The 19,131-nt window shown below is 44.7% G+C and carries 16 protein-coding genes; 6 read left to right on the top strand and 10 right to left on the bottom strand.

Going from position 1 to position 19,131, the window contains the following annotated elements; genetic code table 11:
* From QVP94_RS10180 to rsmA, 8 genes are all read right to left on the bottom strand, one after another.
* On the bottom strand, nt 1-516 hold a 516-nt coding region (locus QVP94_RS10180; RefSeq protein ID WP_288213235.1), incomplete at its 3' end, for a UDP-2,3-diacylglucosamine diphosphatase.
* Complete coding sequence (locus QVP94_RS10175; RefSeq protein ID WP_005861198.1) at nt 513-830, bottom strand: metal-sulfur cluster assembly factor; 318 nt, start codon at nt 828-830, stop codon at nt 513-515. The genes QVP94_RS10180 and QVP94_RS10175, both read right to left, overlap by 4 nt.
* 71 nt (nt 831-901) lie before the next feature.
* The gene (radC, locus tag QVP94_RS10170; protein ID WP_008773888.1) at nt 902-1,609 is read right to left on the bottom strand and encodes a RadC family protein; all 708 of its coding nucleotides are present in this window, start codon (nt 1,607-1,609) and stop codon (nt 902-904) included.
* Nucleotides 1,610-1,694: 85 nt separating this feature from the next.
* Complete coding sequence (efp, locus tag QVP94_RS10165) at nt 1,695-2,261, bottom strand: elongation factor P (RefSeq protein WP_005861200.1); 567 nt, start codon at nt 2,259-2,261, stop codon at nt 1,695-1,697.
* A gap of 100 nt (nt 2,262-2,361) precedes the next feature.
* Nucleotides 2,362-3,066 carry an LrgB family protein gene (locus QVP94_RS10160; RefSeq protein ID WP_005861201.1) on the bottom strand — a complete coding sequence of 235 codons (705 nt, stop codon included), beginning with the start codon at nt 3,064-3,066 and terminating at the stop codon, nt 2,362-2,364.
* Nucleotides 3,067-3,069: 3 nt separating this feature from the next.
* Nucleotides 3,070-3,408, bottom strand: coding sequence for a CidA/LrgA family protein (locus QVP94_RS10155; RefSeq protein WP_005861203.1), 339 nt, complete (start codon nt 3,406-3,408; stop codon nt 3,070-3,072).
* A gap of 111 nt (nt 3,409-3,519) precedes the next feature.
* Complete coding sequence (mgtE, locus tag QVP94_RS10150) at nt 3,520-4,866, bottom strand: magnesium transporter (RefSeq protein WP_005861206.1); 1,347 nt, start codon at nt 4,864-4,866, stop codon at nt 3,520-3,522.
* A gap of 15 nt (nt 4,867-4,881) precedes the next feature.
* Nucleotides 4,882-5,682, bottom strand: a complete 801-nt coding sequence (gene rsmA, locus QVP94_RS10145) for a 16S rRNA (adenine(1518)-N(6)/adenine(1519)-N(6))-dimethyltransferase RsmA (protein ID WP_005861207.1) — start codon at nt 5,680-5,682, stop codon at nt 4,882-4,884.
* A 95-nt stretch (nt 5,683-5,777) separates the two neighbouring features.
* Here rsmA and QVP94_RS10140 point away from each other — a divergent pair, with 95 nt between their 5' ends.
* Nucleotides 5,778-6,791 carry a lysylphosphatidylglycerol synthase transmembrane domain-containing protein gene (locus tag QVP94_RS10140; protein ID WP_005861208.1) on the top strand — a complete coding sequence of 338 codons (1,014 nt, stop codon included), beginning with the start codon at nt 5,778-5,780 and terminating at the stop codon, nt 6,789-6,791.
* 50 nt (nt 6,792-6,841) lie between these two features.
* A complete protein-coding gene (locus QVP94_RS10135) occupies nt 6,842-8,296 on the top strand; it encodes an aminoacyl-histidine dipeptidase (protein ID WP_011966905.1) in 1,455 nt (484 codons plus the stop codon).
* A 91-nt stretch (nt 8,297-8,387) separates the two neighbouring features.
* Here the strand turns inward: QVP94_RS10135 and QVP94_RS10130 are convergent, their stop codons facing one another.
* Entirely contained in the window at nt 8,388-9,209 is an 822-nt protein-coding gene (locus QVP94_RS10130; RefSeq protein ID WP_022192533.1) for an Rpn family recombination-promoting nuclease/putative transposase, read from the bottom strand.
* A 1,053-nt stretch (nt 9,210-10,262) separates the two neighbouring features.
* Here QVP94_RS10130 and QVP94_RS10125 point away from each other — a divergent pair.
* Entirely contained in the window at nt 10,263-13,355 is a 3,093-nt protein-coding gene (locus QVP94_RS10125; protein ID WP_022192532.1) for a DUF6383 domain-containing protein, read from the top strand.
* A 213-nt stretch (nt 13,356-13,568) separates the two neighbouring features.
* Here the strand turns inward: QVP94_RS10125 and QVP94_RS10120 are convergent, their stop codons facing one another.
* Nucleotides 13,569-14,297, bottom strand: a complete 729-nt coding sequence (locus QVP94_RS10120) for a BRO-N domain-containing protein (RefSeq protein ID WP_022192531.1) — start codon at nt 14,295-14,297, stop codon at nt 13,569-13,571.
* 337 nt (nt 14,298-14,634) lie between these two features.
* Between QVP94_RS10120 and QVP94_RS10115 the strand changes: the two genes are divergently transcribed.
* The 3 genes from QVP94_RS10115 to porU form a co-directional block, all read left to right on the top strand.
* Nucleotides 14,635-15,285, top strand: a complete 651-nt coding sequence (locus QVP94_RS10115; RefSeq protein ID WP_022192530.1) for a redox-sensing transcriptional repressor Rex — start codon at nt 14,635-14,637, stop codon at nt 15,283-15,285.
* Between the two features lie 3 nt (nt 15,286-15,288).
* Nucleotides 15,289-15,903 (top strand): fumarylacetoacetate hydrolase family protein, encoded by a 615-nt coding sequence (locus QVP94_RS10110; protein ID WP_005861219.1) that lies wholly within the window; start codon nt 15,289-15,291, stop codon nt 15,901-15,903.
* A partial coding sequence (gene porU / locus QVP94_RS10105; protein ID WP_288213234.1) for a type IX secretion system sortase PorU occupies nt 15,900-19,131 on the top strand: 3,232 nt, incomplete at its 3' end. The genes QVP94_RS10110 and porU, both read left to right, overlap by 4 nt.

Here is a 19,131-nt window from a genome sequence, read left to right as displayed (position 1 = left end):
CTTTTCCAGTCCGCTCGTCCGGCTGTTGAGCGACCAACCTAAAGCGAACCCGAACGTCCAGCGGGGATGTATTCCCGCATATAACCATTGGCAGAACTTATTCCGGAAAATAGCCCTGATCAGACGGAATGCCTTACTCCGGAAATCTACCTCATCGCCATGCCCGAGGAAGAAACGTTTCCCCAATAAATCGACTGTCAAGGTATCCCGATGGATGATGGCACCTATCTCTTTCGGCAAGTAGTCGAACATCCAGATGTCATGGTTACCGATAAAGATATGTATTTCTATACCTCTGTCCGCTAACTCGGCCAATTTCCCCAGAAAACGTACATGGCCTTTCGGCACGACGTATTTGTATTCGTACCAATAGTCGAATAGATCTCCCAGAAACCAAATGGCGGAAGCGTCTTCCTTGATGCTATCCAGCCAACGTACCAGTTTCTTCTCGATGGCTAAAGGGTCCTTGTGGAAACGGGCTCCCAGATGTGCGTCTGAGGCGAAATATATTTTCATAGAAAACCTAATTCCAGTTTAGCCTCCTCCGTCATCATGTCCTTGTCCCATTCCGGCTCGAAGACGAGGTTTACCTCTACATTGTTCACCCCATCGACCGCTTCTACCTTCATACGGACATCTTCCAATATGAAATCGGCCGCCGGACAGTTCGGGGCGGTGAGGGTCATATCGATGCGTACATTTTTTTCCTCATCGATATCTACCTTATATATAAGCCCAAGATCGTATACGTTTACGGGTATTTCCGGGTCGTATACCGTCTTCAGCATAGCGACGATCGCTTCTTCTGTTTGGAGAAATTCGTTGTTCATCTTCTTTTGTTTTATACGCGAATATACATTAATACTTCTATATACTAAACCGGGGGAAAAGAGAATTTGTTTCACCGGATCAGCCTTCCTTCGTCTGCATAGCTATAATAACCGCTATCGGACAGGATGATATGATCCAGTATCCTAATATCCATCAGCTTCGCCGCCTTTTGGATACGCTCGGTCAAGGCATCGTCGTGCGTACTGGGGCGGAGGCTACCGGATGGATGATTATGGCATAGGATTATACCGGAGGCCAAGACGTTGATCGCCGCTTTTAATACCAAACGGATATCCACGGAAGTCTGGTTTACTCCGCCCTGACTGATTTTTATCTTTTGTATCACCTTATTTAAGGGATTGGTTAGAGCGATCCAGAGTTCCTCATAAGGTAAATCGCATAGTTGGGTACGGAATAGGAGATAGGAGTCTTTGCTGCTTCGGATAGCATCTTGAGGAGATGCCTCTGAGGTTTCCCGCCGTTTCCCTAGTTCCATAGCGGCGCAGATCGTGACCGCCTTCGCCTCTCCGATACCTTTAAAGCCGGAAGTTAATTCTTTGATGGAACGTTTACCCAATGTATTCAGATTGTTGTTTACGGAGTGAAGTATCCGTTGAGAGAGTTGTACGGCCGTCTCCTCATTGTTGCCGGATCCGATCAGTATGGCGATCAATTCGGCATCGCTTAATACGGAAGCGCCTTTTTGAAGCATTTTCTCACGGGGCCTGTCTTCTTCGGCCCATTCCTTGATGGAAAGTTTTCCTGTTTTCTCTTTCATAGTCGGGAAAGGTTTATGATTTGGTTAAAAAAATAGTTCCCGCCTGCTTATCAAGCGGGAACCGTATATTTTGACAAGACCCGGATTACTCGCGGATACGGCCTACGTAAGAACCATCAGTCGTATTGATCTCGATAACCTCGCCCTCGTTGATGAACAACGGAACGCGAACTTCCGCACCAGTCTCTACGGTTGCCGGTTTCAAGGTGTTAGTAGCAGTGTCACCTTTAATACCCGGTTCTGTATAAGTAACTTTTAATTGAACTTTTGTAGGCATGTCGGCGAAAAGAACCGTATCGGTAGATGCATCAGAAACAACGTCTACAATTTCTCCCTCTTTCATGAAATCAACGCCGTTGATCAAGTTTTTGTCGATGATCACGTCATCGAATGTCTCTTGGTTCATGAAATGATAATGCTCGCCTTCCGTATAAGTGAACTGATACGGGCGACGTTCTACGCGTACATCTTCCAACTTCTCACCGATATTGAAACGACGCTCGATCTGACCGCCTTTTACAACATCTTTCAATGTGGTACGCATGATGGTATTACCTTTACCCGGTTTTACGTGAAGGAAATCGACGCAGAAATAGAGTTTTCCGTCCAAACGGATACAAGTTCCTTTCTTAATGTCTTGTGAATTGATCATATTTATTTTCTTTATTTATATATGTTATAGAGTAATCCGTAACGATTTTTGGGTACAAAAGTAGTACATTCCTGCTAAAGTAGCAAAAAGTTTTGCGTATTTATATGGAAAAATAGTTGCAAATCAACCGAATAACCGGAACCAAGACCGCTGTCATGATACCCATCAAGCCAATCGCCAGTCCGCTTAATGCTCCTTCGATGGCCCCGATTTGAATGGCCGCTGCTGTTCCTACTCCATGGGAGGAAGCCCCTAACGCCAGTCCTTTAGCGATATGGCTATCTATTCCCAGTACCCTCATCACGATAGGGCCCACTATACTGCCAAAGATTCCTACCGCTACGACGATGACGGCGGTAAGTGAAGGTATGCCGCCCGCTTTCTCCGCTATCCCCATAGCGATCGGGGTGGTGACGGATTTCGGTTGGAGCGTGGCGATCAACGCTTGATCGGCTCCCATCAATTTACCGATGATGATTACGCTTACGATTCCGACAATGGCCCCGACAAATACGGAAGTCAAGATCGAAACGACATTTCCCTTTAGATATTGGATTTGCTCATATAACACATAGCCAAGGGCCACTACGGAAGGCCCCAACATAAAATGGATCAAATGACTGCTTTGCTGGAACGACTCATATTGAATGCCTAGGACTTCCAGTACCACGATAATCACGAAGATGGTCGTAAGCAAAGGATGTAAAAGACTGATATGGACTTTCTTGTAAAGAGCCAAGGAAGTCAGGTAGGTACCAATTACCAAGGTAAGAGCGAAAATCTCGGAATGCGCCAGATTATCCATGGTCTATTTTCCCTTTTCCAGTTTTTGTTGCACCAACGCTACGCTGGCGATGACTAAAATTGTACTTACTACGGAAGCGATCAGCAGGACTGCCCAATACTCGGAGATGATCCCGAAGGAATTCATAAGCCCTACACCGGCAGGAACGAAGAATAATCCCATGTTTTGGGTAAGAACCGTGGAAAGACGTTTCACCTTTTCAGGTTTTACTTTCTTGAACGCGAGGGCTAAAAACAATAGCACCATCCCAATTACGCTACCCGGTATGAAACCGTCGATAAAGTAGCTGATAAACTCTCCCGTGAAATAGAAGAAGAGAATGTAAAATGCTTCTGTTAGCATAGTTTTTCTACCTTTTTTGATAACCGCTACAAAGATAACAGCTATTTCGTAGATATGTTCTATAACATATTATTTTAACATTGTAGGGACGGCGTCCGTCCCTACGTGGCATCAAGCTAACGCGGAAGTAATGAACATATAAATCATCATACCGATAATATCGTTGGTAATGGTGATAAACGGCCCGGTCGCCAAGGCCGGATCTATCTTCATCTTATCTAAGGTCATGGGAACTAACGTGCCGAATATACTGGCGAACATTACGACGGCGAATAGGCTTAAAGATACGGAGGCCGTGATCCCCCGGTCTCCCAGCATGAAGAAGTTGTAAATGAACACGACCAGACTGATAATGCTGGCATTGATTAACGAGACTACAGACTCTTTTAGGATTTGCGGTACGATATTCCCTTCCTTCAAGGTATTGTTTGCCAAGCCCTGTACCACGATAGCGGAAGATTGTATGCCTACGTTTCCACCGGTACCACCGATCAGCGGGATAAATAGCGCCATCTTCGGGTTAGTGGCGAAACTGCTCTCGAAACCACCGAGGATAACGGAGTTTCCCAATCCTCCGATCATGCCGATCAGCAGCCAAGGTAGGCGGGCGGCGGTTTGGGTGAATACATTATCCGAGGTTTCTACGTCTTGCGAGATACCGGATGCCAACTGGTAATCACGCTCGTGTTGCTCGCGTACCTCATCCATAACGTCATCGATCGTGATACGTCCTACCAGACGTCCGATACTATCGACTACGGGCAAGGCTACCAAGTCGTATTTCTCGATCGTCTCCGTAACCTCCTCGATACTGTCGCTGTCGCGAACGGAGATCGGGTCTTTTTTCATGACATGCTTGATCTTGGAGACGGATGGGTGGGTAATCAGTTTCTGCAAGGGGAGCACGCCTTTCAAGCGCTCGTCGTCGTCCACTACATATACATAATAGATCTCGCTCATCTCCTCCGCTTGCTTGCGCATCTCGTCGATACATTTGGGCATACTCCAATTCTCGTTCACCACGATCATCTCGGTACCCATCAAACCGCCGGCGGTGTCCTCGTCGTATTTCAACAAGTCCACGATATCACCGGCCTGTTCTACGTCCTCGATATGCGAAAGGATCTCCTCTTGGGTATCCTCGTCCAACTCACGCATCAAGTCAACGGCATCATCCGTTTCCATGTTATCGACGAAACGCTTGGCGATAAGCTCATTGGGAAGTTCCTTCAATAACTTATGACGGTCTTCCTCATCCAACTCCATCAATACATCCGCCGCTTTGTCGCCATCCATCAATAGATAGAGATAAATGGCCTCTTGCAAGTTCAGTTCTTGATAAAGCTCGGCTATATCGGCAGGATACAGTTCATGAAGTACCTCCTGTGCCTTCGCGTCATCTTTGGCCTCGATGATGCTTTTCAGGTTCTCGATGTAATCTTTCGTCAGTTCGATCATTGGACTCTTATATTATTATAGGACATCACCAGCCTGCTTCTCCAGATGCTTTTGGCTGATCAAGGTCAGTTCCACGAATTGCTCCACGGATAACTGTTCCGGGCGCTTGTCGAATATCGGCAAGGCGTAATCCGGGCAATCTTTACCCAATAGGGGTTTCATGGAATTACGAAGCGTTTTTCTTCGTTGGTTGAATGAGGTCTTTACTACGGTCTTGAATAACTTCTCGTCGCATCCCAGCTCCTTGCGGTCGTTACGAGTCATTTTCAATACGGCGCTTTTCACTTTTGGAGGCGGATCGAATACTTTCTCACTGACTGTAAAGAGGTATTCCACGTCGTACCAAGCTTGGAGCAATACGCTCAAGATTCCGTACGTCTTGCTACCGGGGCCCGCCGCTAGGCGTTCCGCTACCTCTTTTTGTAACATCCCCGAGCAGCAGGGAATCTGGTCCTTATAATCGAGGACTTTGAAGAATATCTGGCTGGAGATATTATAGGGATAATTACCGATCACACAAAACTGCCCCGGAAATAGCTTCGAGAGATCCAATTTCAGGAAATCCTCGGCGATGATACGTCCTTTCAGATCGGGGAAATTCTGGTTCAGGTAATCTACGGATTCCATGTCCAACTCGACAACGGTCAAATCATGTCCCGCCTCCAGCAAGAACTGGGTAAGGACTCCCATTCCCGGTCCGATTTCCAAGACCGGCAAGGATTTGAAAGTATCGAGTGTGTCCGCAATGCGCTGTGCTATTTGCAGATCCTTTAGGAAATGTTGCCCTAATGCTTTTTTTGGCTTAACTAATCTCATCCACTTTTCGGTGTAATGTGTTTGTTTTTAAATATTATGCTTATCTTTGCGGATGCACAAAAGTACAATAAATAATTTAAAGTTCCCTATACCTAATGGATTTTAAGAGCATTCTACGTACGTTTCTGAAGATAATTCTACCTTTAGCCTTCGGCTGTTTACTCCTTTGGTTTTTGTATCGGAAAATGGATATCACTGAGATTTGGCGAGTAGTCAAGGAGGGGGTTCGTTATGATATTATTCTGGTTTCTTTACTGTTCGGCTTGTTCGCCAATATCGTCCGTGGTTTACGGTGGGGATTGCTGATCAGTTCCTTGGGCGAGCGTTTCAAGATGAGTAACGTGATTTACGCCGTGTTGGGTAATTACGCGGTGAATCTGGTATTGCCCCGTGTCGGCGAGGTATGGCGTTGCGGCATGATCACGAAATACGATAAGATCTCGTTTACCAAGCTTTTAGGTACCTTGTTGATCGACCGTGTGAGCGATACGATCATGGTCGGTTTGATAACCTTGATGATATTCATATTTAATATAAGCTTCTTTACGAGTTTCTTCGCCAAGAACCCGGCTTTGCTCGAAGGGTTCCAATCCATGTTTAATTCGATATGGATTTACGTGGCGGTGATAATTTTTGTCGCTGTAATTTGGTTTGTATTCACTTATATGAGTAACTTTACGCTGGTACAGAAAGCCAAAGGCATGTTGAAGAATATATGGACCGGTATGAAGAGTATCTGGTACATGGAGCATAAGATGCGTTTCGTGATAGAGACGTTATTGATTTGGGGAGGTTATTTCTGTTACTTTTATATAACGTTCTATGCTTTCGACTTTACCAAGGACTTGGGTATCGTGGTCGGGCTGATCACGTTTACGATGAGTAGTATCGGCGTGGCGGTGCCTGTTCAAGGCGGTATCGGACCGTGGCATTTCATGGTGATCGCTACCTTGGTTTGTTTTGGCGTGAACGAGAATGATGCGGCGGCGTTCGCCTTGGTCGTTCATACGGTACAGACGGTATGGACTGGATTGTGCGGATTATTCGGCGTGGTGGCTTTGCCGCTCACCAACCGGGAGAACAAAGAGGCTCCGGTCGCTGTTTCGTGATGAATACAAGATATGTATTAAATATGAACTGAACTAAATTATTAACATCTATGTCAGCAGAAATCAAAGATCTATCTCCGAAGCATGTATGGGGTTATTTTTATGACCTTACGCAAATCCCCCGTCCGACCGGACATATGGAGGCAGTAACCCGTTTTATGATATCCTTTGGTAAAGGATTGGGACTGGAAACCCTGCAAGATGAGGTGGGTAACGTATTGATCCGTAAGCCGGCCACGCCCGGAATGGAAGGTCGTAAGACCGTGACATTGCAGTCTCATCTGGATATGGTTCCCCAAAAAAACTCTTCCGTAAAGCATGATTTCGAGAAAGATCCGATCGACGCTTACATAGACGGTGATTGGGTGACGGCCCGTGAGACGACTTTGGGGGCGGACAATGGCATGGGCGCCGCTCTGGCGATGGCCGTGTTGGCGGACAATAGCTTGCGTCACGGACCGATCGAGGCCCTGTTTACGATTGATGAGGAACAGGGAATGGACGGCGCTTTCGGCTTGAAGCCGCATTTCTTACAGGGTGATATTTTATTGAATTGTGATTCCGAGAAGGAAGGGGAGTTGTTCGTAGGTTGCGCGGGTGGCGCTAACGTGAATGTCTCTTTCCAATTTAAGGAGGATACTTATATTCCGGAAGGTGACGTGGCTGTCAAGGTTAGCTTGTCTGGCTTGAAAGGTGGCCATTCCGGTGTGGATATTCATTTAGGGCGTGCGAATGCGAATAAGTTGATCTTCCGTTTCTTGAAAGAGGCGGTTTGTGATTATGGCGCTCGCTTGTCCTCTGTGGCGGGTGGTTCCTTGCCTAACGCTATCCCTCGTGAGGCTTTTGCCGTGATAACGATTCCGGGTGATAACGTGGAGTCTCTTTGGGAGCTAGTGGCTGATTACCAAGATATGTTCCGTACGGAGTATATGGGTGTGGAGGATCAGATCGATTTCGTCGCGGAGATGGTTGAATTGCCGTCTACGTTGATTCCGGAGGAGATACAGGATGATTTGATCAATGCGATCGAAGGTTGCCAGAATGGTGTGATTAGCATGTTGCATGATTTCCCGGGTACGGTTGAGTCTTCCTCTAACTTAGCGATCGTGAAGACATCTGATGAGTTGATCGAGGTGAAGATCTTGGTGCGTAGCTCATCCGAGTCTCGCAGGGATTCTGTTTGCTCAAGTCTGGAAAGTGTATTCGCTTTGGCAGGGGCTAAGGTGGAGGAGTCCGGTCATTATAATGGCTGGCAGCCTAATATCAATTCCCCGATCTTGAACTTGATGAAATCTACCTATCTGGATTTATTTGGTAAGGAACCTGAGGTGAAGGTGATGCATGCCGGATTGGAATGCGGTATCATCCAAGGCGCTTATCCGGATATGGATATGGTTTCTATCGGACCGGATTTGGAATATCCGCACTCACCGGACGAGCGAGTGAATATTCATTCCGTACAGAAGATCTGGGAGTTTATTACAGCTACATTGGAGAGAATCTAAGGATCTCCTTCCTTATAGATATTAAACAAGCCCTCCAGCCTTTATTCTTCTAACCATTTGGTTAGCGAGAATAGGGCTGGAGGGTTTATTTTTATAGTTTCTCTATATCCTCAAGGGAGAGCCCAGTGTATTTTTGGATAATTGAGTGGGATAATCCATCCGCTTTCATGTTGCGGGCCGTAGATTCTTTCCCTTTCAATATCCCTTTCTCCTCTGCGTAATCGATCGTATTCTTATAATCCCTGTATCGTTTCAGAGCCTCGTCGTATTGTATGCGTTCTTCCTTGCTGAGGTTTGCCACGTCGGCTACTTCCAGCAACTTATCGAAGACCGCCTTTTTCGCCTTGAACGGCATTCTCTCTAAAGTGTCCATATGCTTCAATAAATAAATCCAACGTTCAAAATCATTCTCGCACTCGTCCGGTTCTTTTTGGAAGTAAGGCAGCTCGAGATAGACTTGCCGTATCCTGTCGCTAAACATCCTTCCGGTTTCCCGGTCCGCCAATATAACATCGGTCCGGAACTTTGAGTTCACGTCCATCTTGTAATTAAGTAGGAATACCCCGTATACGGGTTGTAACACGAATTTCCAGTCCTTCCCTTTTTGTCCTTGGTTACTGATGGCCCTCGCCAGATAGTACAGTCCCCTGTCGTGGAAATAGGGTTGTGCCCCGGTTTGCATCTCAACGACGAATAGGTTTCCGTTGCTGTCCTTGCAATGCACGTCAAAAACGATTCCCCTGTCGTCCAGCGTCTCGGGGGTCTGAATCGGGTTAAGGAACGTGATATCCTCAATGTAGTGCTCTCCGAAGAACAACTGGTTCAGGAAATCGATTAGTAACTCCTTGTGTACCTCCTGCCCGAATATCCGGTGAAAGCCGAAATCGGTGAAGGGATTGATAAATTTTCCCATAGTGCTTATAGGTTTTAGTGATTAATATGAAAGGGATGGTTCTTTTCCCATCTCTTGCGGTAAAGATACGCTTTTAAAAATAAACACGTACGTCTTTTTGAAAAAACATGTACGTGTTTCCGGAAAAAGACGTACGTGTTTTTTGAAGGTCATAATGTTACCGTTATATCTAGGACTTTGAAAGAATCAGATGTCTTGAAAACGGTTGTTGACTTGACTTTTTGCTTGATATAAGGCTTGAATCGTGACAATCCCTTTTTGCTAGTATCGTGAAATAGGGGGAAGGGGGAGACGATAATCGGGGTTTTTTATGGAAAAGTATGGCTTTTTACGCACGATATGCGGCAAAAGCTTGCGCCTATAGTCGCGTTGGGTAACGCCTATACTGTCGTTGGGCATTATAAACAGTCACGAATAGGGTTGTTAGTAGTCGTGAATAGGCATCGTAACCCTGTTAGAACCCAGTCGTAACCCTATGAGATAGCCCGAAGAAGTCAATAGATATGAATTACGATGAATGAATTTCGCTAGAACGGAAGGCTATTTTTAGACATTGTTCTGTCAATGAGTGGATTGCTGATTTTTTCTTGCGTATTTGGCGATGAGTTGTACGTTGGCCTAGAAAAATCGATTCTTGGGAGGTTCAGTTTACAATTTGTCAGAATGTCAAAAGGGAAAGCTTTTGATAGATGTTAGACTGAGTGGGGAATATTATTAACATATGTACGTGCGTACATTAATATTTATAAGGTATAAAACGATTAGTTTAAACCTTCGTTTAAATCTTGCATTTGCAAAGGTACGCGTTTCTTTGACACTTGCAACCCTTACTCATTATTTTTTTATCTCCTTATCCGCTTTCTTATCAATACGATAGCCTATTATTGACAAACCCGCCGCTTCTTCATACAAACGCCCTTCCGAAGAGCTAAAAAACGCAAGATTTAAACGAAGGTTTAAGCTAGCCGTTTTTACGGCGAATTGAATGTCTTCGAATGATGTAATAGCTTGATTATCTTAATAAACACTAGTATTAATATTAATTTCAGTATTATGAACAAAAAGTTTTCTACTCTTGTAGCTGCGTTTTTGTCACTGGGAACATTCGCAACCATGAATGCTGCGAATGTAGACGTGAATCCTACCGCGGTAACAGACGTAAAAGGTACGAAGTACTATTTCTTAGGCACTTCCACAACGGAAGCTTTGCAAATGACAAAGCATGACGGAAAGGATAGTGTTAAAGTTGCGTCTCTTTCTAATTTGGACTTCGCTCATGCGGATTCTATGTTATGGCAGATCAAGAAAGTTAGCCAAGAAGTTTCTGGTTCTGCTGTTTACACTTTCGTTAATAAGGCTACTGGCTCAACATTGAAATTCGCAAAGAAAGATGGTGCTACATCTATTATTGCGTCTGGTTTGGATCAATGGGCATGGACTCCGGGGCAAGCCTTGTATAACAAACAGGGAAATGATACTTACACTGTAGCTTTAGTTGGTGGCCAAGTAAAGGTGAAAAAGGCAGGTCAGTCTGCCGGGCAGGCGTTGACTGTTTATTCGCCGAAGGCTTCCGCTATGTCTGCCGCTGATTTGAATGATTATAGCGGAGCTTATTTCGAATTATCTTTTGCCAGTGATGTAAAGGATAATCCTTTTACAGGTAAGAAATTGGTAGCAGAGGGAAACGGTGAGTTTTATAAGTTGGCTTATTACGGAGTAAAGGCCGGTTATAAAAAAGATAAACCTGTTTATATCTACGTGGATAATGCTTACTACTCTTATCAATCTGTTTCAGATAATGGTAAGACTGGTGCTGGTTATAAATTCACGACGGATACAACCGTAGTAATAGCTCCTGCCGATAAAGAACAAAAAGACTTCGGTAAATTGTATGTAGAGGGAGCTAATATGTTTAAGGTGATCAAGCATATTGATGATGTAACTGGTGACAGATTCGATATTCAGATCCAAGATGTACCTTATACAACAGATAATAAGGTATTCTCTAGCTACAAGGTTCAGAATGCGAATGCTACTCCGTATGTAGCGTGGGCGTCTTTTGCTGGTGGTCCTAAGGTGTTGTCTACAGGTATCTATGAAGCTAATGTACGAGTTCCTGAGTATCCTGTTATCACTTTGAAAGAGGGTACTAAGGCTGACTTGAATACGAAGGTTGCTTATATCGTAACAGATGCTCGTGAGACTATCAAGAGTATTTCTCGTGATGGCAATGAAAAGTTGATTGCTAATCCGTTTAAGGGACAAGCGTTTGGTGCTGATTGCGATAATAATTTGGCTAAACGTCAGTGGGCTAATTCTGGTTGGTATGAGCAAAATTTGGAATATGGCGAAGGTTATTATTACTTACCTATCTTGACAGACGGTAATGAATCAGTTGCTACTAACCACTGGGTTGTTTCTGGAGAGAATGGCTCATATACGATCAAAAACCGTGTAATAGAGGGTGACTTGACCATTGGAGAAATAGAGGTTGAGAATCGGAAGTTATATGTTGTAGGTGAGAACACGTATGCTATCGCCGGTACTGCCGATACAATCAAGATGGTTCCTGTAACGAATGCAAGCAAATATGTAGGTTACAAGCACTTTGATGTATTGAGTACATTCCGTGTAGCTCTGAACGTTGTATCTGAAGGCTTAGGAGATGATATCTTCGTAGTAGAAGGCAAGGATGATGCTACGGCTGTTAAGTCTGGTATCACGGCTGATGAAGCTATCATGTTCTATCCGGAGGCTGTTCATGTAGAGGGTAATGGTGTATATGGCACTGATTCTTTGACTGTTTCCGCTTATCGTCTGAAAGCTGATAATGGTAAGTATTTTGATATTGAATACATGGCTTCTGCTAATCATGCTTATGCGTTCTTGGAAACAGGTGTTGAAAGCCAGTATAAAATGATTGTAGCGAATAAAGTAAGAACTCGCATTAATTCTGCTAATGGCTATTGGACTCCGGATGATTTTGTTGTAGTTGATAAAGAAACGGATCAGGTTGTTGAGGGTATTGATGAAAGTGAAATCCAATGGAATTCGACAACTGGTAAATATGAATTGGTAGACGAGGATTCTGACAATAAGATCTCTTATGAGGCATATTACCGATTGAATGACATGAAGGTAGCTGTAAATGTAACGACTTCTACTTTAACTCAAACTACTAAATGTTATGAAAGCCGTGACTTGTTCTCTTTGGTAGAGGGGAAGAAGGATGCTTATGCCGAGATGTCGATGGGACATAAGATCATCTCTACAATCGCCGATGATGGCAAGGCTGTGACGATGGATGGCGAAGGCTTCGCTAGCACATTGCGTGAAGGTCAATCTTTGGGCGATACTTCCGCTGTAGTTCCGGAGAACTTGAGCATGTGGTTGGATACGGCTTGCTTGGCTGATCCTACAATGCCGTTGTATTATATCGCTACTTCTCGTGGTTTGTCAGATGAGGACAAGGTTGCCAATAAGATGAACTATTTGGTTTCCTTGACGGATTCTGTAGCCGATAAGAAATATACGGTTGTAAGTGGAGTTAAGAAAGTTCGTTTAGGATTTGTTAAGGGCGAGATTTTCGCTACGGATACATTGGTGTTTGGTCCGGAGAAGGCTGATACTGTAGATGTTGAGGCTAGCCCGGCTGCTGTAGCGTTTGTATTGACAGACAACGAGGGTGAGTACATGATCGAACTTCCGAACTTGACTCGTACGCAACAGAAAGTTTACACTGGAGAGGATGGACAATATCGTGATCCTAATAATTATAATTATGCGGTTGACGAGTGGAACAACCCGATCATGGAGACTGTTGCCGAGAACGATAGATACTTCGCTGTCAACAATGACGTAATGTACTTGACGAATCGTGCGGGTGCTTACAAGTTTACGGTTGAGGCTGTAGAGGCTCCGACATCTAACGAAGGTATCGAGGCTGAGTCTGCTGTTAAGGTTATCGCTGGTAACGGTACAGTAACCGTACAGGGTGCAGCTGGTCAGACTGTAACGATCGCTACCGTATTAGGTAAGGCTGTCGCTAACGAGGTAGTCGCTTCCGATAACGCTACGATCGCTGCTCCGGCAGGTGTAGTATTCGTAACCGTTAACGGTGAGACTACGAAGGTGGTTGTTAAATAAGCACTTTTGATATAAAATGCGAAAAGCATTTGAAGAAGATATATAATTCTAAGATTCCCGTGCGGAGATTCGTCTTCAAGTAAACCGTGAGGTTGAACATGCGGGGATATTAATACTAAAGTAAAAAATTAAAGCTCTCCGTCAGTATTTCCGTGAGGCAAGAAAGCGGAAAAAGAATAAGCCCCGGTCGGTTTCTCGATCGGGGCTTTTTGCCTATTCTTTGTCGTTTTTATCTTTAAGTCTCAATCCGGTTCTAGCGTTGAGGGGAGAGATTACCGAGTGGCCTAAATCGCTTTCAAGTTGTTTGCGGGCGGCCTCTGCTGCTTTTCCTCCTTGTTTGGCGATAACTTGGTGCTCTTCGAAATGTTGCGGATTCTTTTCTTTGGAAGTTTTACCGGCCCACGTTTGATAGATGATATCTGTAAGGGTAGCGAACTGAATACCCTCTTGTAGTCCGTGTCGTTTCCATTCATCGGTTAGGTCTTTACGTATCTCGATGCTTTTAAGGCGTTGATTAATCCAATTATCCGAGTACCCCAACGCTTTATATTCCCTCATGGCTCGATCTATCGTTAACTCGGGGTCTTGCATTTCATCCAATCGCTCTTTTGCCACTTGAGCCATCCATAGTTTGAAAGGTTCAGCTTTAGGAGACGGGATGGATTGGATAAGCCGGAACAGCTGTTCTGTCGTAGCTACGTCGGTTTTGTAGTATTTCCCATCGGTAGAAGGTAATTTCAGTTGGTGACAATTTGTCACCAACTCACTACCTTCAGCTTTTAGCCTTTGTTTGAGTTTATTCCAATATTTCCTTCCATCCACACTTTCGGTGAGGATACTTACAACGTCTACTACAGAGAAAAACCATTCCTCTGTTTCATCGTCCCAGACTGTACGTACTTTTTTCTCTTCGAAAATCTTGATAGCTTCTTTCTTTGTCATAATTGAAGTTTTTGTGTGAACACTTTAGTTAAAAGTGGATGATACCTAAATCTGTGCTATGGTTTTGGATATCTCGAAACTTTTGCGTAAAAATACAAAAGATTCGAATGCCTCCCAGGTTTATACGGGAAAAAGGATCGTAGAGACAGTTTTTATTACCGACAACGCTAGGATCGTCATACTTGCCGGTATCGAAGCCGTGATTGTTGAATGTGAGACCACTGTTAAGGTGGTAGTTAAATACAGTTTCTCGATCGGGGCTTTTTTGGTGAATCTTTTTAATTTTGTACTTTTGTAGGCTTGCACGAATGTTATACATGAATAGGAGAATTAGACAATGGCCAGCGATGATATAAAACAGGCATGGAAAGTGCCGGAACCTACGTTAAGGAGGTTGCCGTGGTATCTTGCGTTTGTAAAGTTGATGAAAGGAAAAGGGGAAACGTTTATCTCATCCACCCAGATCGCTAAGGAGATAAATGTAGATCCTAGTCAGGTCGCTAAAGATCTCTCTTTTGTGAATATCTCCGGGAAGACGAGAGTGGGATATGATATTAACGCGTTGGTTGACGTACTGGAGGATTTCCTCGGTTTTACATCCCAGCATAAGGCATTTCTGTTTGGGGTAGGGAGTCTGGGCGCTTCTTTGTTGCATGACACCGGACTAAGTCAATATGGATTGGAGATCGTGGCGGGCTTTGATGTTCGTGAGGATTTGGACGGGAACATGATTAATGGCATTCCCGTTTTTCATATGGATGATTTTCCTGCCAAGCAGAAAGAATATGGCGCGACGATCGGGGTGATCACCGTGCCGGTGGAGAAAGCGCAGGAGGTGACAGACCGGATTATCGAGGGAGGAATCAAGGCTCTTTGGAATTTTACCCCCTTCCGTATACGGGTGCCGGAACATATCGTAGTCCAGAATACTTCTATGTATGCGCATTTAGCTGTTATGTTTAATCGATTGAACTCAATGAATCACTAAAATATGAAGATTATCGCCGTTGGAATGAACTATGCCGCTCACAATAAAGAGCTGCATCATTCGTTAGAATTATCAGAGCCTACTATTTTTATGAAGTCGGACTCCTCTTTGTTGAAAGATGGGAAACCGTTTTTTATTCCGGATTTTTCATCGGAAGTTCATTATGAGACGGAGATCGTGGTACGGATAGACCGTTTGGGGAAAAATATAGCCGAGCGTTTCGCTCATCGTTATTACAATGAGGTTACGGTCGGTATTGATTTCACGGCACGGGATTTGCAGAATAAATTGCGTGCGCAAGGGCTACCGTGGGAGATTAGTAAGGCGTTTGATAATTCGGCTGTGATCGGGACCTTTATTCCGCTGGAGCAAGCGGGGGATGTAAACCGGCTTCCGTTCCATCTGGATATCAATGGCTCGAAGGTACAGGAAGGCAATACCTCGAATATGCTGTTTTCGGTAGATAAGATTATCGCGTACGTAAGTCGCTTCTTTACGCTGAAAATAGGCGATTTGATTTATACCGGAACACCTGCTGGCGTAGGTCCCGTGAAGATCGACGATCATCTGGAGGGATATCTTGGCGAGCGGAAGCTTCTGGATTTTTATGTGAGATGAGAAGATTACTATATATATTCATTATAGGTTTATTACTTTGCTCATATACATGGGCGGATGGTAGCCGTTATGCTTCTAAATCCCTGTTATCGGAAGGGAAATGGGTGAAGATCCGGGTGGATAAGACCGGAATCTACAAATTATCCTATGCGGATTTGAAGAATATGGGTTTCTCGGACCCATCGAAAGTCTCTGTCCATGGCTATGGAGGATGGCCCTTGGATGAGGATTTCAGTAAGGAATATATCGACGATGTCCCTTCTACACCGGTTTGGCGTGGGAGTGATTACCTGTTATTCTACGGGAAAGGGCCGGTTAAATGGGAGTATGACTCGTCGAGCCAGACATTCGTGCATACGAATAATCCTTATTCATTGTATGGCTATTATTTTGTGACCGATGCCACTCCGACGAATGATATGACTTCCGTGGCTCAAGCGACTGGTGCGACTAATCGGATCACGACTTACGATGATTATTTGGTGCATGAGCAAGAATTAGTATCGTTGGCGAAATCGGGTAGGGAGCTGTATGGGGAAGATTTTAGCGGAGCTACCCCCCGAACCCTATCAACATTCTCTTCAATTCCGGGAATCACAAATGAAGACGCTAAGGTAACCATGAGCTTTGTATCCAAAGTCACTTCCGGTACGGGAGTCGCTTCTTTGAGTATTAATCAGTCTAATGTTCTGGACGTTTCGATCCGCTCGAATAGAGAGGAATATGTGAAGGCGCTAGAAGGGGTAAGCATGGCGGTATGGAAAGGCGAGAAGAGTGAGAAAAACAGTGTGGTCGTGTCTTATAATTCGGCTTCTCATAACAATGTACGGTTAAATTACGTTCGGTTACATTTTAAGAGGACTTTGCAGCCGTATGGGGCCTATACTTTTTTTCGTAGTATAGCTTCTATCGGAAATGTTTCCCGGTTCGTGGTACAGGGCGCAAACGCGAATACCTTGGTCTTTGATGTGACGGATGCTCAGCGGGTAAGACTGATGGAGACGGAATTGAATGGCTCCGAACTCACTTTCTCTATTCCTGCCGGTACCTTACGGGAGTTCGTTTTGGTACGGACGGATCAGAGCTTTATCTCTCCGGAGGTTGTCGGTGAGGTGGAGAATCAAAACCTACATGCCTTGGAGCAAAAAGACATGATCATCATAGCGGCTAAAGCTTTCCAAACGCAAGCGGAACGGTTGGCGGAGGAACACCGGGCAACAGACGGATTGACCGTGGAAGTCGTGGATCCTCAGTCGATTTATAATGAGTTCTCAAGCGGTGCGCCTGACGCTACCGCTTACCGCCGGTTCATGAAAATGTTCTACGATCGTAGCGTGTCTGCCGGTAACGCTCCAAAATACCTGTTATTGTTTGGCGATGGTATTTACGACAACCGGGGAATTTGTTCGGACGTGAAAAACATAGCAAGGGATAATATGTTGCTGACCTATCAGTCGAGGGCGTCCTTGTTTGAATATTCAGGATCGTTCTATAATTCTAATTTCTCGTATGTAACGGATGATTATTATGGGCTATTGGATAATGTATCCGAGGAGGCACTTGATAAGCCGAACAGTATTTGCATAGGTGTAGGACGTTTCCCCGTGCGGACAGTAACGGAGGCTACCCAAATGGTAGATAAGGTAATCGGTTATATGCGGAACGAGGACAGAGGCGGCTGGAAAAACCAAATCACCTTCGTGGCGGATGATGGTAACAATGCGGATCACTATACGAGTAGTCATGCGGAACAAGCTGATGAGCTGGCCCGGTTTATAGAGGAAAATCATGGGGCTTTCCTGACGAATAAAGTTTATTTCGATGCGTTTAAGCGAGATAATAGCGGAACGTATCCGGATGTACGTAAGCGGATCTCTGAATTATTGAAGAAAGGGCAACTGTTGATTAACTATACGGGGCATGGTAATACGACCGCTTGGTCTGACGAATACGTGTGGACACAGACGGATATCTTACAATCTACTTATACGAAACTACCCATTTGGGTGACGGCGACTTGCGATTTTACCCGTTTCGATGACGTGAATACCTCGGCGGGAGAATCTGTTTTCTTGAATGCGAAAAGTGGAGGGATCGCATTGTTTACGACAACCCGTGTGGTTGTATCTAGCGGTAACTCGGCTCTGAATAAGGAACTTTACTGCAATCTCTTTGAGAGGGAGAGTGACGGACGGGCCCGTACCTTGGGCGAGGCCATGATGGAGACCAAGCGGAAACTGTCTGGTATCAATAAACTTAATTTTATTTTGATAGGTGACCCTGCTTTGAGAATCTCCTATCCGGAGTATAAGGCGCAAGTGACAGCCGTGAACGGCAAGGCCATATCAGATGAGCCTTTTACGTTTAAGGCTTTGGAGAAAATAACGGTGGAGGGAGAGATCTTAGATACGAAAGAGGGCTTGGCTAACGATTTTACCGGTATCCTAAATGCTACGGTGCTGGATAGTAAAGCTTCATTGACCACCTTGGGCAATAATACGAATGAAAAAGGAGATACGGTCCGCTTCTCTTACACAGATTACCCGAATACGATCTATATCGGACAAGATTCGGTACGGCAAGGAAAATTTAGTTTTACATTTATGGTACCGAAAGATATCTCTTATTCGAATAAGCAGGGAAAACTAAATCTCTACGCCTCGGATGAGGTGAACAAGCATGAGGCACAAGGATCTTTCTTGAATTATATCGTTGGCGGTACCGCTGATAATGCGGAGGCAGATACGATCGGCCCTGAGATCCGGCAGATTTACTTGAATGATTCTAGTTTTGTAGAGGGCGATCAAGTGAATACGACTCCTTATTTTGTCGCTAGGCTGTGGGACAAGAGCGGTGTGAATATAACAGGTAGTAGTGTAGGGCATGATATCATGCTGACGGTCGACAGTATGCCTTCCATGAGTTACAACTTGAACAATTACTATGCACTATTACCCGATAAAGAAGGGGAAGGACTTGTCCAGTTCTCCATCCCTGAGCTGGAGCCGGGAATGCATACGGCCGAGTTTAAGGTGTGGGATATCTTAAATAACTCCACGACCTATACCTTTACTTTTGAGGTGGCGGAAGGGTTGAAACCTAATCTGATCGAGATGTATGCCACCCCGAATCCGGCACGGGATCAAGTGGAATTCTTTCTGCATCACAATCGTCCGGAGTCGAACTTAAAGGTGACGGTTATGGTTTATGATATGACCGGTAAGTTCC

It is taken from the genome of Parabacteroides sp. CAG:2, assembly GCF_000436315.1.
Lineage (GTDB): Bacteria > Bacteroidota > Bacteroidia > Bacteroidales > Tannerellaceae > Parabacteroides > Parabacteroides distasonis.
The sequence above is the reverse complement of the archived record's forward strand: the minus strand, read 5'-3'. Positions and strand labels throughout refer to the sequence as shown.